Origin of the sequence: Pantoea agglomerans (assembly GCF_021397715.1) — a bacterium.
Taxonomy (GTDB): domain Bacteria; phylum Pseudomonadota; class Gammaproteobacteria; order Enterobacterales; family Enterobacteriaceae; genus Pantoea; species Pantoea astica.
The window spans coordinates 1,643,632-1,660,614 of sequence record NZ_CP090207.1; the positions used below are offsets into that span (position 1 = coordinate 1,643,632).

Below are 16,983 nucleotides of genomic sequence, written 5' to 3' on the forward strand. Positions count from 1 at the left end.
ATAAACAGAGAAGTCAGAAATGAATACGTTTAAAAAAACAGCAGTGGCGATGGCATTTTTACTGGCAAACGGTGCGGCGCATGCTGCACAGGCAGAGAAAATCAGCGACCCGCTGAAATGGCCCGCACAGTGTGATGAAGTCAGGTTTTCTGACAGCGACCTGAGCCTGGACAGATTGCCAGATATGGATCCGCAAAAGGCCAGCCCGGAGCAACTTGCCGCGATTAAAAAAATCAGTGCCGGACCGCGCGGTTGTATTTTCGGGCCGTTTTCAGTGTTACTGAGAAGCCCGGAATTACTGACGCGTGTTCAGATGCTGGGTGAGCACGTGCGTTTCACTTCCGAATTGCCTAAACGCATCCGTGAGTTCGCCATTCTGATTGCCGGACGTGAAATGCAATCGCCCTACGAGTGGTATATCCATGAGCCGATTGCCTTACGCTCAGGGGTGACCCGTGAAACTGCCGATGCCCTGGCGGCACAGCGCAGACCTCCGCATATGACCCACGATGAAGCCATTACCTATCAGTTTGTCACCGAACTTCATAAAACTCATATGGTGCAGGATGCCACCTATGACGCATTCAAAGCGCGTTTTGGAGAGTCGGGTGTGGTTGAGCTGACCGCGCTGGACAGTTATTTCGGGCTACTTGCCCAGGAACTTAACGTCGCGCGCACGGCAGCACCGGAAAATGTACAGCTTCCTTTCAACCCACCCTGGAAATCATAAGGCTGCACGATGTCACTTACTATTACTGAAGAGTGTATCTACTGTGATATTTGCCGTCCGGCGTGCCCTAACAGCGCGATTTCCGCAGGAGATGAACTGTATGTGATTAACCCAAACCTTTGCACTGAATGTGTGGGTCATTATGATGAACCACAATGTCAGCAAGTGTGTCCGGTGGAATGTATTCCGCTGTTACCCGAACTAGCCGAAAGCAAAGAAAAACTTTGGGAGAAATATACGCTAATCACCGGGTCGGTTGTTTCCTGATATAGAAGTCCTGACAAAAAATACGCCGAGGCGCAATGCCGGCCAGTTAAGCCTGACTGACTTTTTTATCCAGTATCTGTGCTTTCCCGGTAAGAGAAATTGCCGTAAAGGAGGGAGAAATTATCACAAAGCCCGCTCAGGTTTCCCTGAGCGGGCTTTTCTAAATCTGGCTCCTCTGACTGGACTCGAACCAGTGACATACGGATTAACAGTCCGCCGTTCTACCGACTGAACTACAGAGGAATCGGTTGATGGCGCGCAGTTTACTGATTTCTGCCGCAGGCGCAATGGCCTTTTTCACCGGATGCGATCGATTGCAGAAAGCGTAATCAGTTCCCGCTCCTGCCTGGCAGCCAAAAAGCGCTGCGCTCACACAGGACTTCTCTTCATCGCCCTTGCGCCTCAGGGACGGCTGCTAAACTTACTGGCTTATCAGTAACGATTCAGCACCGATTCTCACTGGCGAGACGCTGATCAATCAGCCGCTCGCGCGCTTAAAAAGGAGAAACCGATGACAGAGCGTCCACACTATCCTCAGCAGCGACCAGCGCAAACCGGGTTTGCTGGCTCAGTAACAAGGCAGCCAAAACCTCATCACAGTGAAGAGCGTTACCAGCGCTCTGACCATTCGAAAGAGAAAACCGCCATCACGAGCGGCCGCATCAAAAGTCTCTGACAGGTGAAGGAGGAAAAATGAAAGCCTATCCATTAAAGCTGACAACACCACTCGCCACCCACATCTTCGGCGGCCAGCGTATCCGGCAGCAGCTGGGTAAAGCAGGGCTGCCGGACTCACGCGTAGCCGAAACCTGGGAGATCAGCGATGTCGACGGCATGATCGCCTCGGTTACCAACGGCGAACTGGCGGGCACCAGCCTGCGCGAGTTGATCACCCGTTACCCTGATGACATCGTCGCACCCGGCTGGCGCGGTCCGCACTTTCCGCTGCTGAGTAAATTTATCGATGGCAGCGGAATGCTGCCGGTGCATCTGCACGCCGATGATGAAGCGGCGCAGCGTCTTGAGCAGCAGCCAAACGGCAAAACCGAAGCCTGGCATATTCTGTGGGCGGCGCCGGATGCCACCTGTCTGCTGGGCGTACGCGCCGGTGTGGATCATGCCCGGCTCAAAGCGGCGCTGCTGGCGGAAGATTACGATGCGGTGATGCATCGGGTGCCGGTCAAAACTGGTGATACTTTTTACGTTCCCGGCGGGATGCTGCACAGCTTTGGTCCCGACACGCTGATCTATGAAATCGAACAGACCTCCGACATCCAGCAGCACGCCATGCCGTGGAATATGGAAGACGGCTCGTGTCTGAGCCAGGCGGAGTGGGAACAGAACATTGATGCGCTGTTACAGGAACTGCGGCCGGAGCTGCGCTGCGAACCTCAGCCGGGCCTGACGCTGAACAGTGCGGATCTGACGCGGCGGTTTTGCTGTGCCAGTCCTTATTTTGCGCTGGAGCGCTGGCAGTTCAGCCAGTCACAGCGCTTCAGCTTCAACAGCGCGCGTATTCTTTCCAACCCTGGTGAGCCGCTGAGGGTAGAAGCCAATGGCGTCAGTGTAGAGATGGGTCGGGCGGAATCACTGCTGTTGCCCGCCGCGCTGGATGAGGTGATTCTGCACGATGCGGGTGACCTGTTAATCGGTTATGTGCCGGATCTGGCTGATGAAGTGGTAACACCGTTGCGCCAGGCCGGTTACAGCGATCGGGCCATTGCCGCGCTGGGGGAGATTCCGGCCCTGGCAGAATAAAGCTGGCTCAGCGCAGGGCGTGTCAGGCGCGGGGCGCCGCCGCCTGGCGCACCTGCTTTCCTGCATCTCCCCGTCACCGGTCAGAGGTGTCAGGACCCGAGCCGGAATCTACAGCAACGGTTCTGAACTGAGGTCGCGATGCCGCACCATTGCGTTAAGCCTCACGTCATCAAAAACGGCCTATGGCGCAGGACACCAGCTCATTCAGGCGGAGAGAGAACAGAAATCAGCGATGAGATTGGATTGCCGGTTGATAATGCGTATGATTCTCATTCTTTTGCCCGGTCACACTGGACCGGTGCGATTCATCCCTTGATGGAGTTACGCATGAAATCGTTGTTTAGTCCGCGCAAAGCCACTGTTGCTCTGGCCATCGCCGCCACCTTTGGCCTAACCGCCTGTCAGGCCCCAGCCAAAAAAGTCGATGCGCCTGCTGCTGAAGCAGCAAAACCGGTTGATACGGCGATAACGCAACGCGCTCTGGGGGACGGTCTGTATGAAATGGTCTATTCACCGGTTTCTGAAGCGCTGTTTGTTGCCAGCGCTCAGGCGTTTAAGGATGTGAATGGCGGCATGATCTATCGCCTCGATCCGGTCACGCTGGCGACCAAAGGTGAAACCCACACCGACATGAAAAACTTCGGGACCGCCATCGATCAGCAGGGCAGCGTGTTCTACACCACCAACTCACTGGATGGTGCGATCTCTAAAGTCGACGCGCAGAGTGGCAAGGTGCTGCAGCGTCTGGTCTTCCCTGGCAAAATCAGCAAAGAAGGTTATCCGGCCGGGGCGCGCGAAGTGCTGTGGCACGGTAACGAGCTCTATGTCGGTCGCGTTGCCGATCCTGGCTATATCTCGGTGGTGGATACCAAAACCTTTAAGCTGAAAACCGAGATTAAAAATGCCGGTAAATGGGTCACCGGTCTCCTCTATTCCCCGCTGACCGAACGTATTTATGCCGCCAACGGTTCCGGTGAAATCCTGGTGATCAATCCGCGCAGTCACAAAATCGAAAAACGCCTGACCGCCGGTGATGGCAAAGAGTACCTGTTCCTTAATATGGCGGAAGATCCGGCCACCGGTCGTCTGTTTGTCACGGACGATTCCAAAGCCAAAACCACGCTGGTGTTCGACGAACGCAGCGGGAAGGTGATCAAACGTATTGAAGGTGACGCGCTGGGCATTAAATTCAATGCACAGCGTAATGAGCTCTACATCAGTCAGCGCGAATCGAAAAAAGTGCTGCAGCTGGACGCCACCACCTACGCGGTGAAAAAGAGCTGGGCGTTTGATAAAAGTCCTAACAGCCTGCTGATTGGCCCGGACAACAACACGCTCTATGTCACCCTGAAGGCGGAGTTTAACAAGGACTCATCGACTAAGGGCACGGACGAAATCGTGCGGATTGCACTGAAGTAATCACGCGCTAAAAGCGTCACTCTGTATTGGCAGGGAAGCGACGCGAACAAAATGAAAACCCGCTCAGGGAAGCCTGAGCGGGTTTTTTTATTGATAACAATGCTCCACATCATCTCACCCGATAACAAATCTGGTACAGCTCGCAAAACTATGAAGGCTGTGTGGATTCATCACTGACCCGACTGAACGCCTCTCTCACTTTGCAATAAAGGCACAGGCATCTGAAATCCCCCTGCATCACACTCGATTATCGCTTTACACCTATATAGCATTTGACCTATATTATTAAGGAGATCCCGTGTGGATGATTAAAACGACGGAGAGATTTGATCGCTGGTTTACCTTGCTTAATGAGAGCGATCGCGCCTGTGTACTGGCAGGATTAATGGTGTTGCGCGAAAAAGGGCCGGGGTTATCCAGGCCATATGCCGATACGCTAAAGGGCTCTGTTTATATCAACATGAAAGAGCTGCGTATTCAGAGTCGCGGCGAGCCGATAAGGGCTTTCTTTGCTTTTGACCCGAACCGCACGGCGATTGTGCTTTGTGCCGGAAATAAGGTGGGCAATGAAAAGCGTTTTTATCGGGAGATGCTTCCGGTTGCCGATGGGGAATTTACACACTGGCTGAATGGCTTTAAAGATGAGGAGTAACCAGATGGGTAGAACGCTTGAACAGCTTATTGCGGATGAAAAACCGGAAGTCGTTGCCGACGCACAGGCGATGGCGACGGATATCCTGCTCAACATTCACCTTGCCGAACTGCGCGAGAAAGTGCAAAAAACACAGGTCGAAATGGCAAAGGCGCTGGGTATTACACAGCCTACCGTGGCGGGCATGGAGAAGCCGGGCCGCGACCTGAAGCTTTCCACGCTCAAGCGCTATATCGATGCGGCAGGGGGTAAGCTGCGGCTGGTGGTGGAACTGCCGGACGGCTCTCACTTCGGGTTTGAGGTGTAAGCCATTCAGGCGGGGATGCCATGCCGCCGTGACCAAAAACGTAAAAAGCCCGCTCAGGTTTCCCTGAGCGGGCTTTTCTAATTCTGGCTCCTCTGACTGGACTCGAACCAGTGACATACGGATTAACAGTCCGCCGTTCTACCGACTGAACTACAGAGGAATTGCTGGAACGGGGCGAATATTAGCGGCGTGGGTTCAGCTTGTCAAAGCCCTCTTTGATGAATTGCGTTCAGATGCTCGTAAAAGCAGCGGATCGGCGTTTTTTTAGGGTTTTCGGTGACTTTTCAAACTGCCAACAGGATCTCAATTTAAGGGCATTTCCTGACAGATGTTAGATGCATGTCAAAGTTTTGTTATTTGGCGATGTTAAAACAATCATTTCAGTGCTTTTATGATAAAAATTTCAAAACGTGATTATATGGAATAAATAAACTGCTTATCATCACGGACGCAACTGTTGTGAAAAAGTAAAACAACATTTTGAAATTAACTGTTTGTGAATCAAGTGATTGTGAAAAGGAGTGGTCGGTCACAAAAATAGCCAGAACCGGAAGTCTTACCTCAAATTTAACGAAACAGACGCCAGCCCGGTTGGATGAATGTAAAAGATATTTTTCATTCGCAGTGTCAGCCACTGAGCAAGTTAACAAATAAGAAGGGTCCCTATGAACATTAAAAGAACGATTGTCGCCTCACTGTTAGCCTGCATGTTGCCTGCCGCCGTCATGGCAAAAGATCTCTCTGTCGGTGTCTCTATGGCACTGTTTGATGACAACTTTCTGACCATTCTCCGCACATCAATGCAGAAAGAGATGCAGAAAGATGGCGTCAAAGGTCAGATCGAAGATGCAAAAGGTGACGTTTCACAGCAGCTGCAACAGGTTCAGACCTTTATCGGTCAGGGCGTCGACGCCATCATCGTCAACCCGGTCGATACCAACGCGGTGAAACCGATTATGGATCAGGCAACCAAAGCCGGCATCCCACTGATCTTCGTTAACCGTCGTCCACAGGCTGAGCTGACAGACAAAATGGCTTATGTCGGTTCCGATTCCGAGCTGGCTGGCCGCTTACAGATGGAAGCCCTCGCTAAAGCGATGAACGGCAAAGGCAACGTCGCCATTCTGATGGGCGATCTGGCCAATGAAGCGACCCGTGACCGTACCAAAGGGGTTGAAGAGGTTGCCGCGAAATTCCCGGGTATCAAAATTGTGCAGAAGCAGACCGCAAAATTCATGCGTAACGACGCGGTGGATGTGGTCAGCAACTGGATGACCGCCGGTAATGAAATTAATGCTATCGCCTCTAACAACGACGAAATGGCGATCGGTGCCTTACAGGCGCTGGGCAAAAATCCGGACAAGATTCTGATTGCTGGCGTTGATGGCACGCCCGATGCGTTGCAGATGCTGAAGCAGGGCAAAATGATCGCGACCGTCTTCCAGGATGCGCAGGGCCAGGGTGAAGGTGCGGTACAGACCGCGGTGAAGCTGGCGAAAGGCGAGAAGGTTCAGAAGATTATCAATATCCCTTACCAGTTGATCACCAAAGAAAACATGGAACAGTTTACCCAGCGTAACCTGAAATAATCGTTCCCGACCCAGCTGTACGGAGGTGATGTATGACCGCTTTTGCGCTTGAAGCCGAAGGCATCAGCAAGTTCTTCCCCGGCGTGAAAGCACTCGACAACGTCTCGTTGCGGGTGCGTCCGGGAACGGTACATGCCTTGATGGGCGAAAATGGCGCGGGCAAATCCACTTTAATGAAGTGCCTTATCGGGATGTATCGTCCCGATAAGGGCACCATTCGCATTAAAGGGGAGCCGGTGCAGTTTCAGGACACCATGGACGCGTTGCGTTCCGGTATTTCGATGATCCACCAGGAGCTGAACCTGGTGCCGTACATGACGGTAGCGGAGAATATCTGGCTGGGCCGCGAACCGATGAAGTTTGGCTTTGTCGATCATGCCCGACTGAATCAGCTGACCCAGGCGCTACTCAACCGGCTCAACATCCGGTTAAAAGCGGAAAGCATGGTTGGCGATCTCAGTATCGCCTCGCAGCAGATGGTGGAAATTGCCAAAGCGGTCTCCTGGGATTCCGACATCGTGATTATGGATGAGCCCACCTCCGCGTTAACCGAAACCGAAGTCGCGCATCTGTTTACCATCATTCGTGACCTGCGGGAGCAGGGCAAAGCCATCATCTATATCAGTCACAAGATGGATGAAATTTTCACCATCACCGACGAAGTGAGTATTTTCCGCGACGGCAGCTGGATTGGCAGCGATCAGACGGCGAAATATACCCGCCAGTCATTAATCACCCAGATGGTGGGGCGCGAACTGACCCAGCTGTTCCCGAAATTCAACAATGCCATTGGTGAAGAGGTGCTGACGGTTCGCAACCTGAGCTGCAAAGACCGCTTCACCGACATCAACTTCAGCGTTCGCCGTGGCGAGATCCTTGGCGTGGCCGGGCTGGTGGGTGCGGGGCGCAGCGAGGTGATGGAAAGCCTGTTCGGTATGGAAAGTTTCGACAGCGGTGAGATTCTGATTGATGGCGTACCGGTCAATATCGACTCGCCCTCCACCGCGATTGAAAAAGGGATGGCGTTTCTCACCGAGGATCGCAAAAAGTCCGGGCTGTTTCTGGTGCTGTCGGTGATGGAGAACATGAGCATCGTCAACATGCCGGAGTACAGCGGAAAAAGTGGTTTTGTCAGCCATGTGAAGATGGCGCAGGACTGTATGGATCAAATCCGGCGACTCAATATCAAAACGCCGACCATGGATCAGATCATCAACAACCTCAGCGGCGGCAACCAGCAAAAAGTCCTGATTGCCCGCTGGCTGCTGGCGCAACCCAAGATCCTGATTCTGGATGAACCGACGCGCGGTATCGACGTCGGGGCTAAAGCGGAGATCTACCGCTTAATCAGTGAACTCGCCAACCGTGGCGTGGCCATCATTATGGTGTCGTCTGAATTGCCGGAAATTCTCGGCATGAGCGACCGGGTGATGGTGATGCACGGCGGGCGTATAACCGGCATCCTCGATAAAGAAGAGGCCGATCAGGAAACCATTTTGTCGTTGGCATCCGAGTGAGGCGCGAGACAACTATGAGCAATATGAAAGCTACTGCCACCCCGGCAGCACCGCAGCAACCCTCTTTTTTCGCCAGTCTGCGTCACAAATTGCCGAAAGATACCGGCATTTTTGTGGTGATGGTGGGGATTGCGTTAATTTTTGAAATGTTCGGCTGGTACGTGCGTGACCAGTCTTTTCTGCTCAACACCAACCGCCTGATCCTGATTGTTCTGCAGGTGGCGATCATCGGGATTATTGCGGTCGGCGTCACCCAGGTGATCATTACCACCGGTATCGACCTTTCCTCCGGGTCGGTCATCGCCCTGACGGCCGTAGTTGCCGCCAGTCTGGCGCAAACCTCGGATAGCCTGTCGCCGATGTATCCGTCGCTGGTGAATATGCCGGCAGCGATCCCGATTGCCGCCGGTATCGGCGTCGGCTTACTGTGCGGCGTGGTGAATGGCGTGTTGATCACCCGCACCGGTATCCCGCCATTTATTGCCACGCTCGGCATGATGGTGTCGGCGCGTGGTCTGGCACAGTATTACACCCAGGGTAACCCGATCAGCTTCCTTTCCGATGGCTTTACCTCTATCGGTCAGGGTGCGATGCCGGTGGTGATTTTCCTGGTGGTGGCGCTGCTGTTCCATATCGCGCTGAAGCATACCCGCTACGGTAAATATGTTTACGCCATCGGCGGCAACATGACTTCCGCCAAAGTCTCCGGCATTAACGTTAATAAATACCTGATCATCGTCTATTCCATCGCCGGCGCACTTTCGGGCCTGGCGGGCGTGGTGCTGGCCGCTCGTGTCAGTAGCGGACAGTCGAGCATGGGGATGTCCTACGAACTGGATGCGATTGCCGCAGCCGTAATCGGTGGCAGCAGCCTGATGGGCGGTGTTGGTCGCATTACCGGTACGCTGATCGGTGCCGTGATCCTCGGCCTGATTAAGAGCGGATTCACCTTCGTGGGTGTCGATGCTTATATTCAGGACATCATTAAAGGGATCATTATTGTTGCTGCGGTTTCGATTGATATGCATCGCAACCGTAAAAAACGCTGATTCACTCCCGGCGTTGCGCCGCCGGAACGCGGGCGCATGCCTTGCCCTCTCTGCTGCCTGGCAGAGAGGGCAAGGTTCATCTTAATCCTGCCAATTTGCCGCCAGATTCCCGCTAAAGATAAGAAATCCCACTGATAGCGTTTACACTTCTTTCTGCATCCGCGACGCCTGAAGCCAGACTCTCTGCGCGTTTTCAGGCTGCCGCTGCACTAAAACAGTCTGCCGGTCATCACTTTTATGCACATCTGACTCGCAGCGCCTGCACTATCCCGGTGCGCCTGGTCCGCTTTACGCTTCCGTGCGGCTATCGCCGCTGCTTATTAACTCTTATGAGGTAATCAGAAACGCTTATTTTCCGGCGCGTTAGGAAAATTCTGGTTAGAGCAACGGCTGTGCTGACCAAACCTGGCCTGCATCTTGCAATTTCCTTAGCAACAAGGCGATTGGCTCAGACCAATTTCGCTATTCGGGGTTAGTGACGGAGGCAAGATGAATTTAAGACGACTGAAGTACTTTGTTAAAATCGTCGATATCGGCAGTCTGACTCAGGCGGCAGAAGTGCTGCACATCGCCCAGCCGGCGCTCAGCCAGCAGGTGGCGACGCTGGAGAACGAGCTGGATCAACAGCTGTTGATCCGCACCAAGCGCGGCGTAACGCCGACCGAAGCCGGTAAGATTCTCTACGCCCACGCGCGTACTATTCTGCGTCAGTGTGAGCAGGCACAAACCGCGGTAATCAATGCCGGTCAGGTGCTGAGTGGCCAGGTATCGATCGGCCTGGCACCGGGTACCGCCGCATCCTCGCTGACCATGCCGCTGTTGCAGACGGTACGCGATCAGTTCCCGGAAGTGCTGGTTTACCTGCATGAAAACAGCGGCAGTTCGCTGAATGAAAAAGTGATGAACGGTCAGCTGGATATGGCGGTGCTGTACGACCGTGCGCCGACCGCCGGAATTAACAGTATGCCGCTGATGAAAGAGGAGCTCTATCTGGTCGGGACTACCGACTGCCCGGGTGCCAGCGTCGATCTGGCTGATGTGGCGCAGATGAGTCTGTTCCTGCCGCGCGACTACAGTGCAGTGCGCAAACGTGTCGATGAGGCATTTTCATTGCGTCGCCTGAGTGCGCGGATCATCGGTGAAATCGAGTCGATCTCCACGCTGACAGCGGCGATCTCCAGTGGTATGGGCGTCACCGTGCTGCCGGAATCCGCCGCACGTTCGCTGGTCGGCTCGACCCATGCCTGGATGGCGCGCATCAACAGCCCGTCACTGAGTCTGCCGCTATCACTGAACATCTCCGCCCGCTTACCGTTGTCGCCTTCGGCGCAGGCAGTGAAAAATATTCTGCTGTCGCTGCTGAATAAGCCGATGAGTGAAGAGAGGGAGTTGATGTTAGTGAGTTAACAGGCAGGGCTCTGTTGGGATTCGCCTGGCGGCGGGCTGGGGCTGGTTACGCATGGCTGCGGTCTGACATGGCAGGTTTCGTATGGCAGCGGGCTGGCATTGAGCAGGTTACGCCTGGCAGCGGGCTGGCACTGAGTAAGGTTTCGCCCGCCAGGCGTTGGGGAGTTTCAGCTTGCCCGAGCGGGCGGACGCGTCAAGGGGCGGACGCCCGCCCCTTAACAATCCCGGCGTCCGGCTGCCTTCGCGCCACGCTGCGCGCGGTGCCTTCGTCATTCACTGCGGCCGACGGACCGTCCGGACTCGCCGTCCCTGGCGAGGCCGTCCTTTCGCCGACGTCCTGTCGGCTCTTCCTGGCCTTCGCTCACTCCTCAGCGCTTCGGACGCCTCTGACAAACCCCCGCCTGAAGTATCTCTGTTTTTTTTATGGTCCGGAGTCGTCTGCTGGTTTGTGTAATGACGCCTGGCGGCGGGCGGGAGCTGGGGCTGGTTACGTATGGCAGCGGGCTGGCACAGAGTAAGGTTTCGCCCGCCAGGCGCTGGGGAGTTTCAGGTTGCCCGAGCGGGCGGACGCGTCAAGGGGCGGACGCCCGCCCCTTAACAATCCCGGCGTCCGGCTGCCTTCGCGCCACGCTGCGCGCGGTGCCTTCGTCATTCACTGCGGCCGACGGACCGTCCGGACTCGCCGTCCCTGGCGAGGCCGTCCTTTCGCCGACGTCCTGTCGGCTCTTCCTGGCCTTCGCTCACTCCTCAGCGCTGCGGACGCCTCGGGTAAACCCCCGCCTGCAAACCCGCTATTTTGTTTTATGGCCTGATATTGTCTGCCTGCTGATGGTTTGAGCCTGATAGTCAGGCGCGCTTCGCACTGCTGCATCCTGCGCAGCATCTGCATGACAGCGGATTCTCAGATTGCTGTCTGTCCTGATGTCGTCTGATTATTGACGGCCCTGAAAAAAACCAGCAGCACCGACAGTCATTGTGCTCATACATACAGCGGCGAAGAACTCACCAGGAAATACAGAAATAACAGCGAGGGGTTGGGAGGCCGTCTGAAGCGCTGAGCGGATGAGGGATTTCAGGACGAGCGACAGGGATGTCGCGAAGAGGCGGGGCCGCGCCAGGGATGGCGCGTCCCGGCCGGTCCGTGAGAAATCAGGAAGAAGCGAAGGGACCGCGAAGCGGCGGTGAAGCAGGCCGGAGCCCGGGGTCAAGGGGGCGCGGCGACTGGCGCCCCCTTGTCGATCGCCGGCAGCGGCGAAGCTGAAACTGCCGCAGCCAGCCGGCGAACGAAACCCGCTCATAGCCCGTTCGCGCAGCGAACCCCACCAGCCAGCCGGCGAACGAAACCTTCTCATAGCCCGTTCGCGCAGCGATCCCCCACCAGCCATCCGGCGAACGAAACCTTCTCAGAGCCTGTTCGCGCAGCGAACCCCACCAGCCATCCGGCGTACGAAACCTTCTCAGAGCCCGTTCGCGCAGCGAACCCCACCAGCCATCCGGCGAACGAAACCTTCTCAGAGCCCGTTCGCGCAGCGAACCCCACCAGCCGGTCGGCGGAACGAACCCCGCTCCCAGCCTGTTCGCGCAGCGAACCCTCACCCAGCCGGTCGGCGGAACGAAACCCCCTTAGCCCTGTTCGCGCAGCGAACCCCCAACCCTCATTCCCACCCCGTTATTCCCTAAAGTCATATAAGTAAATTTTTTAGTATTTCCTGTTATCAATAATAGTTCTTACCATCAATTCATCAGATTACGTAAAGGGAGGTAAATACCGTGAATTTCCAGCAACTTAAAATCATCCGCGAGGCGGCCCGCTGTGAATTTAATTTAACGGAAGTCGCCAATACGCTATTTACGTCCCAGTCGGGTGTGAGCAGACATATTCGTGACCTCGAAGATGAGCTGGGTGTGGAGATCTTTATCCGCCGCGGCAAACGCCTGTTAGGTATGACCGAACCGGGAAAAGCCTTGCTGACTATCGCTGAGCGCATCCTCGATGAAGCCGGGAAAGTGCGGCGGCTGGCCGATGTCTTTACCAATGAAACCAGCGGTATCCTGACGATTGCCACCACCCATACCCAGGCGCGCTACAGCCTGCCGAAGATCATTAAAGCCTTCCGTCAGCTCTATCCCAATGTCCGGCTGGAACTGAATCAGGGATCGCCGCAGGAAATCGTCAGTATGCTGCTGGCGGGCGAGGCGGATATCGGTATTGCCAGTGAAATGCTGGTCAATAACAGCAGCCTGGCGGCCTTCCCCTGGTTCAGCTGGCATCACGCTCTGCTGGTGCCGAAAGAGCATGAGCTGGTGCAGAATCAGCCGGTATCGCTCAGCACCCTCAGCCGCTATCCGCTGATCACCTATCGGCAGGGCATAACCGGCCGGTCACGCGTCGACCGGGCGTTTCAGGCCGCCGGGCTGAAACCGGATATTGTTCTCAGTGCGCAGGACTCCGACGTGGTGAAAACCTACGTCAAACTCGGTCTGGGGGTTGGAGTACTGGCCGATCAGGCGTGCGAAACTGAAGAGAACGATGACCTGGTCCGCGTTGAGGCGACGCATCTGTTTGATGCCAGCACCGTCTGGCTGGGTCTCAAACGTGGTCAGCTGCAGCGTAACTATGTCTGGCAATTCCTCGAATTGTGCAACGCGAACCTGTCGCTGGAGGAGATTAAACGCCAGGCGCTCTCCTACGGTAATGAAGATGAGCCGGTAATCGACTTCCAGATTTAACGCTGAGGCGCATCCATTTGGGTGCGCTTCTCACTGCACGGCATAAAATTTCTTTTCACGGCCAAAAATTCCTTTCCGGTACTTTCTGCTCTCCGACAACAACATCCTGCGCTGACCCGCCGCGATAAAGTGGAATCAACTGACCACAAGGGGATGTTATGTCGCGACTACAACTGAAAGATAGCGATCTGCTGCGCCAGCAGGCGCTGTTCGCCGGACGCTGGCAGGGCGCGCAGCAGGGCGCCACGCTGCCGGTCACCGATCCAGCCACCGGCGAAACCCTCGCCACCATTCCGGCGCTGGGAAAAAAAGAGACTGAGCAGGCGATAGCGCATGCCGAATCAGTACGCGTTGCCTGGGGAAAAACGCCCAATGCCACGCGCGCGGCGCTGCTGGAAAAGTGGCACCAGTTGATCATTGATCATGCCGACGATCTGGCGACGATCATGACCGCCGAGCAGGGCAAACCGCTGGCAGAAGCCAAAGGTGAAGTGCTGTACGGTGCCAGCTTTGTTAAATGGTTTGCTGAAGAAGCGCGTCGTATCTACGGCGATACTATTCCGGCCCCCAGCGATGACCGCCGTATTCTGGTGCTGAAACAGCCGGTTGGCGTGGCGGCAGCCATCACACCCTGGAACTTCCCGATTGCGATGATCACCCGCAAAGTGGCCCCCGCGCTGGCCGCGGGCTGCCCGATCATCGTCAAACCCTCTGAACTGACGCCGCTCTCGGCGCTGGCGCTGGCGGTACTGGCGGAACGCGCTGGCTTCCCGTCCGGCGTGCTGCAGGTGCTCACCGGCCTGCCGACCGAAATTGGTGAGACGCTGACCGCCAGCCGCACGGTGCGAAAGATCTCCTTTACCGGCTCCACAAAGGTCGGGCAGTTGCTGATGCAACAGAGCGCTGACAGCATCAAACGCCTCAGCCTGGAACTGGGTGGCAACGCGCCGTTAATCGTCTTTAACGATGCTGATATTGAGATAGCGGTGGCGGGCGTGATGATCAGCAAGTTCCGCAATGCCGGCCAGACCTGCGTCTGCGCCAACCGGATTCTGGTGCAGCGCGATATCTATCCGCAGTTCAGCGCCCGGCTGCTGGAGGTGGTCGCGACCCTGAAAGTCGGCGATGGCTTCACGCCGGGCACCACCATTGGACCGCTGATCAACAACCGGGCGCTAGAGAAAGTGAACGGTCACATTGACGATGCGCTGAGCCAGGGAGCCACGCTACTGACCGGCGGCATCAGTCGGGGCAACGGCACCTTTGTTGAGCCAACGGTGCTGGGTAACGTCACCAGCACTATGCGCATCGCGCATGAAGAAACCTTTGGCCCGGTCGCGCCGCTGTTTATTTTCGATGATGAAGAGCAGGCGATTGCGATGGCGAATGACACGCCTTATGGCCTGGGGGCCTATTTCTTCACGGAAAATATCCGACGGGCGTGGCGGGTGGCGGAAGCGCTGGAGTTTGGCATGGTCGGCTTCAATACCGGAGCGATCTCATTAGAAGTCGCCCCGTTTGGCGGCGTGAAATTATCCGGTATTGGCCGCGAAGGTTCACGTTATGGAATTGATGAGTATCTTGAACAAAAAACATTTCATATCGGCAGCCTCTGAATAATCTCACTCTATTAACCGCGCCAGCCTGTTTTCCGGGCTGGCGCTTTTTTTGCACCCATCATTGTTACCGCCCGACGTTAATTATCTGCACCCTGAATAACAGAGAAATTTATCAACAATGTGAAGCAGGTCGATTATTTACCGGTGAAAATCTGTCGTCGGGTGCAACGCTGGCTCACTGATATCCGTCATGGTGCAATTTCCGTGCGCGTTGCACCCGCAGAGTGCAACAATTTTGTGAAGTAAATCATCTGTTTAATTGTTCGGCAATTCTGCAAAAATTCCTTCATCAATACGGCAGAAAATTTTTTTGCGCTGTTTTAAACGCATTTTTATTTTTTGCCCGGCAGGCATACCTTCTGCATTAGCTTATTAACGCGATAACTAAGCGCGGTTTAAAAGGCTAATAAGCCAGCGAGTGACGGGTGTAACAAATAAGGATTCTTCCATGTTAAGTTTCGACCCTGAAAAAGTTTCTCTTCCGGTTGGTCATTATATTGGCGGCCAGCATCTTCAGAGCCAGGGCGCGCCCTTTGCGGTTAAGCGTCCCTCCGACGGTAAGGTCTACGCCACGCTGCATGACGCCACGCCGCAGGATGTCGATCACGCGGTTACCGTGGCGCATCAGGCGCTGAAAACCAGTGGCTGGTCAGGCTGCGCGCCACGTGAACGCGGTCGCGTATTGCGGCGCTGGGCTGAGCTGATTGAGCAGGACCCGCTGCTGGCCCAGCTGGAAGCGCTCGGATCGACCCGACCCATCAGCGATGTGGTACTGCACGAAATCCCGTTCACCGCCGAAGCGATTCGTTTTTATGCCGAATGCGCCGACAAATACAGCGGTGACCTGTTCCCGACCCGCGACAGCAGCCTCGGAATGCTGATTGCCGAACCTTACGGCGTAATCGGTGCCATCACCCCGTGGAACTTCCCGCTGTCGATGGCCTCATGGAAATGCGGACCGGCACTGGCCGCCGGCAATGCCGTGGTGCTTAAACCTTCTGAGCTGACCCCGTTTTCCACCGTACGACTGGCCGAGCTGGCAATTCAGGCGGGCTTACCGGCTGGCGTGCTTAACATTGTGCAGGGCAGCGGGGCGGTAACCGGCAGTGCGCTGGTGAAACATCCGCTGGTGCGCAAAGTCTCCTTTACCGGTTCGACCCTCACCGGCGCGCGCATTATGAGTGATGCGGCGCAGTTCGGCATGAAGCCGGTGACGCTGGAGCTGGGCGGCAAAAGCCCGCAGCTGGTGTTTGATGACGCCGGTGACCTGGACATCCTGGCGCAGCGCATCCTGCGCGGTTTCACCGCCAATGGCGGCCAGGCGTGCGTGGCGGGGACCCGTTTAATCGTGCAGCGCGGCATCGCCGATGCACTGACTGAGCGACTGGCACTGCTATGTCGCGAGGTGAAGCCGGGCGTCACCTGGCATGAAGGCAGCCGCTACGCGCCGCTGATCGATGACCGTCAGGGCAACAAAGTCTGTTCAGTGATTGAGGCCGCCAAAGCGCAGGGCGCGGAAGTGCTGGTGGGCGGCGAACGCTTCGCCGACACCGACGGCGGCTGGTTCTGGCAGCCCACCTTACTGAGCCACGTCGCGCAGGATAATCCGGCGGTGCAGCAGGAAATTTTTGGTCCGGTGCTCACCATTCAGCCGTTCGACGATGAAGAGCAGGGCCTGGCGCTGGCGGCGCACGACACCTACGGCCTGTGTGCCGGTGTGCATACGCTCAGCCTGCCGCGTGCGCTGCGGGCGATTCGCGCCCTGGAGGCCGGTACCGTCTGGGTCAACCGCTATGGCCGCTCTGGCGATTTCATCATTCCGACCGGCGGCTTTCTCGGGTCAGGCATCGGGAAAGATTTAGGCCGTCAGGCGTTTCAGGCCTGCCAGCGCCAGAAAAGCGTACTGATCGATTTCTAAGCGCAACTGACTATGACGAGG

13 protein-coding genes and 2 tRNA genes are annotated in these 16,983 nt (G+C 55.9%); 13 read left to right on the forward strand and 2 right to left on the reverse strand.

Features of this window, described 5'->3' with window-relative positions; all coding sequences use genetic code 11:
- Positions 1 to 19 precede the first annotated feature (19 nt).
- Entirely contained in the window at positions 20 to 730 is a 711-nt protein-coding gene (locus tag LZU96_RS07670; protein ID WP_233987737.1) for a carboxymuconolactone decarboxylase family protein, read from the forward strand.
- A 9-nt stretch (positions 731 to 739) separates the two neighbouring features.
- Positions 740 to 997: a YfhL family 4Fe-4S dicluster ferredoxin gene (locus tag LZU96_RS07675; protein WP_233987738.1), complete on the forward strand. Its 258-nt coding sequence runs from the start codon at positions 740 to 742 to the stop codon at positions 995 to 997.
- A 167-nt stretch (positions 998 to 1,164) separates the two neighbouring features.
- Here the strand turns inward: LZU96_RS07675 and LZU96_RS07680 are convergent.
- Positions 1,165 to 1,240, reverse strand: a tRNA-Asn gene (locus LZU96_RS07680).
- Between the two features lie 450 nt (positions 1,241 to 1,690).
- Here LZU96_RS07680 and LZU96_RS07685 point away from each other — a divergent pair.
- The 4 genes from LZU96_RS07685 to LZU96_RS07700 all read left to right on the forward strand — a co-directional run bounded on the left by LZU96_RS07685 (position 1,691) and on the right by LZU96_RS07700 (position 5,133).
- Positions 1,691 to 2,755 (forward strand): class I mannose-6-phosphate isomerase, encoded by a 1,065-nt coding sequence (locus LZU96_RS07685; RefSeq protein ID WP_233987739.1) that lies wholly within the window; start codon positions 1,691 to 1,693, stop codon positions 2,753 to 2,755.
- Positions 2,756 to 3,082: 327 nt separating this feature from the next.
- On the forward strand, positions 3,083 to 4,174 hold the full coding sequence (locus LZU96_RS07690) for a YncE family protein (RefSeq protein WP_233987740.1): 1,092 nt from the start codon (positions 3,083 to 3,085) through the stop codon (positions 4,172 to 4,174).
- Between the two features lie 298 nt (positions 4,175 to 4,472).
- Positions 4,473 to 4,826, forward strand: coding sequence for a type II toxin-antitoxin system RelE/ParE family toxin (locus LZU96_RS07695; RefSeq protein WP_233987741.1), 354 nt, complete (start codon positions 4,473 to 4,475; stop codon positions 4,824 to 4,826).
- Positions 4,827 to 4,830: 4 nt separating this feature from the next.
- Positions 4,831 to 5,133, forward strand: a complete 303-nt coding sequence (locus LZU96_RS07700) for a helix-turn-helix domain-containing protein (protein ID WP_233987742.1) — start codon at positions 4,831 to 4,833, stop codon at positions 5,131 to 5,133.
- A gap of 84 nt (positions 5,134 to 5,217) precedes the next feature.
- Here the strand turns inward: LZU96_RS07700 and LZU96_RS07705 are convergent.
- A tRNA-Asn gene (locus LZU96_RS07705) sits at positions 5,218 to 5,293 on the reverse strand.
- A 505-nt stretch (positions 5,294 to 5,798) separates the two neighbouring features.
- Here LZU96_RS07705 and LZU96_RS07710 point away from each other — a divergent pair.
- The 7 genes from LZU96_RS07710 to LZU96_RS07740 all read left to right on the forward strand — a co-directional run bounded on the left by LZU96_RS07710 (position 5,799) and on the right by LZU96_RS07740 (position 16,962).
- Positions 5,799 to 6,722, forward strand: coding sequence for a sugar ABC transporter substrate-binding protein (locus LZU96_RS07710; RefSeq protein ID WP_233987743.1), 924 nt, complete (start codon positions 5,799 to 5,801; stop codon positions 6,720 to 6,722).
- 32 nt (positions 6,723 to 6,754) lie between these two features.
- Entirely contained in the window at positions 6,755 to 8,239 is a 1,485-nt protein-coding gene (locus LZU96_RS07715; protein WP_233987744.1) for a sugar ABC transporter ATP-binding protein, read from the forward strand.
- A gap of 23 nt (positions 8,240 to 8,262) precedes the next feature.
- Positions 8,263 to 9,288: an ABC transporter permease gene (locus tag LZU96_RS07720; protein WP_233988156.1), complete on the forward strand. Its 1,026-nt coding sequence runs from the start codon at positions 8,263 to 8,265 to the stop codon at positions 9,286 to 9,288.
- Between the two features lie 489 nt (positions 9,289 to 9,777).
- Entirely contained in the window at positions 9,778 to 10,695 is a 918-nt protein-coding gene (gene nac / locus LZU96_RS07725) for a nitrogen assimilation transcriptional regulator NAC (protein WP_233987745.1), read from the forward strand.
- A gap of 1,770 nt (positions 10,696 to 12,465) precedes the next feature.
- Complete coding sequence (cbl, locus tag LZU96_RS07730; RefSeq protein WP_233987746.1) at positions 12,466 to 13,425, forward strand: HTH-type transcriptional regulator Cbl; 960 nt, start codon at positions 12,466 to 12,468, stop codon at positions 13,423 to 13,425.
- A 158-nt stretch (positions 13,426 to 13,583) separates the two neighbouring features.
- A complete protein-coding gene (locus LZU96_RS07735; protein ID WP_233987747.1) occupies positions 13,584 to 15,041 on the forward strand; it encodes an NAD-dependent succinate-semialdehyde dehydrogenase in 1,458 nt (485 codons plus the stop codon).
- A 451-nt stretch (positions 15,042 to 15,492) separates the two neighbouring features.
- Complete coding sequence (locus LZU96_RS07740; RefSeq protein WP_233987748.1) at positions 15,493 to 16,962, forward strand: aldehyde dehydrogenase family protein; 1,470 nt, start codon at positions 15,493 to 15,495, stop codon at positions 16,960 to 16,962.
- The last annotated feature ends 21 nt before the right edge of the window (positions 16,963 to 16,983 follow it).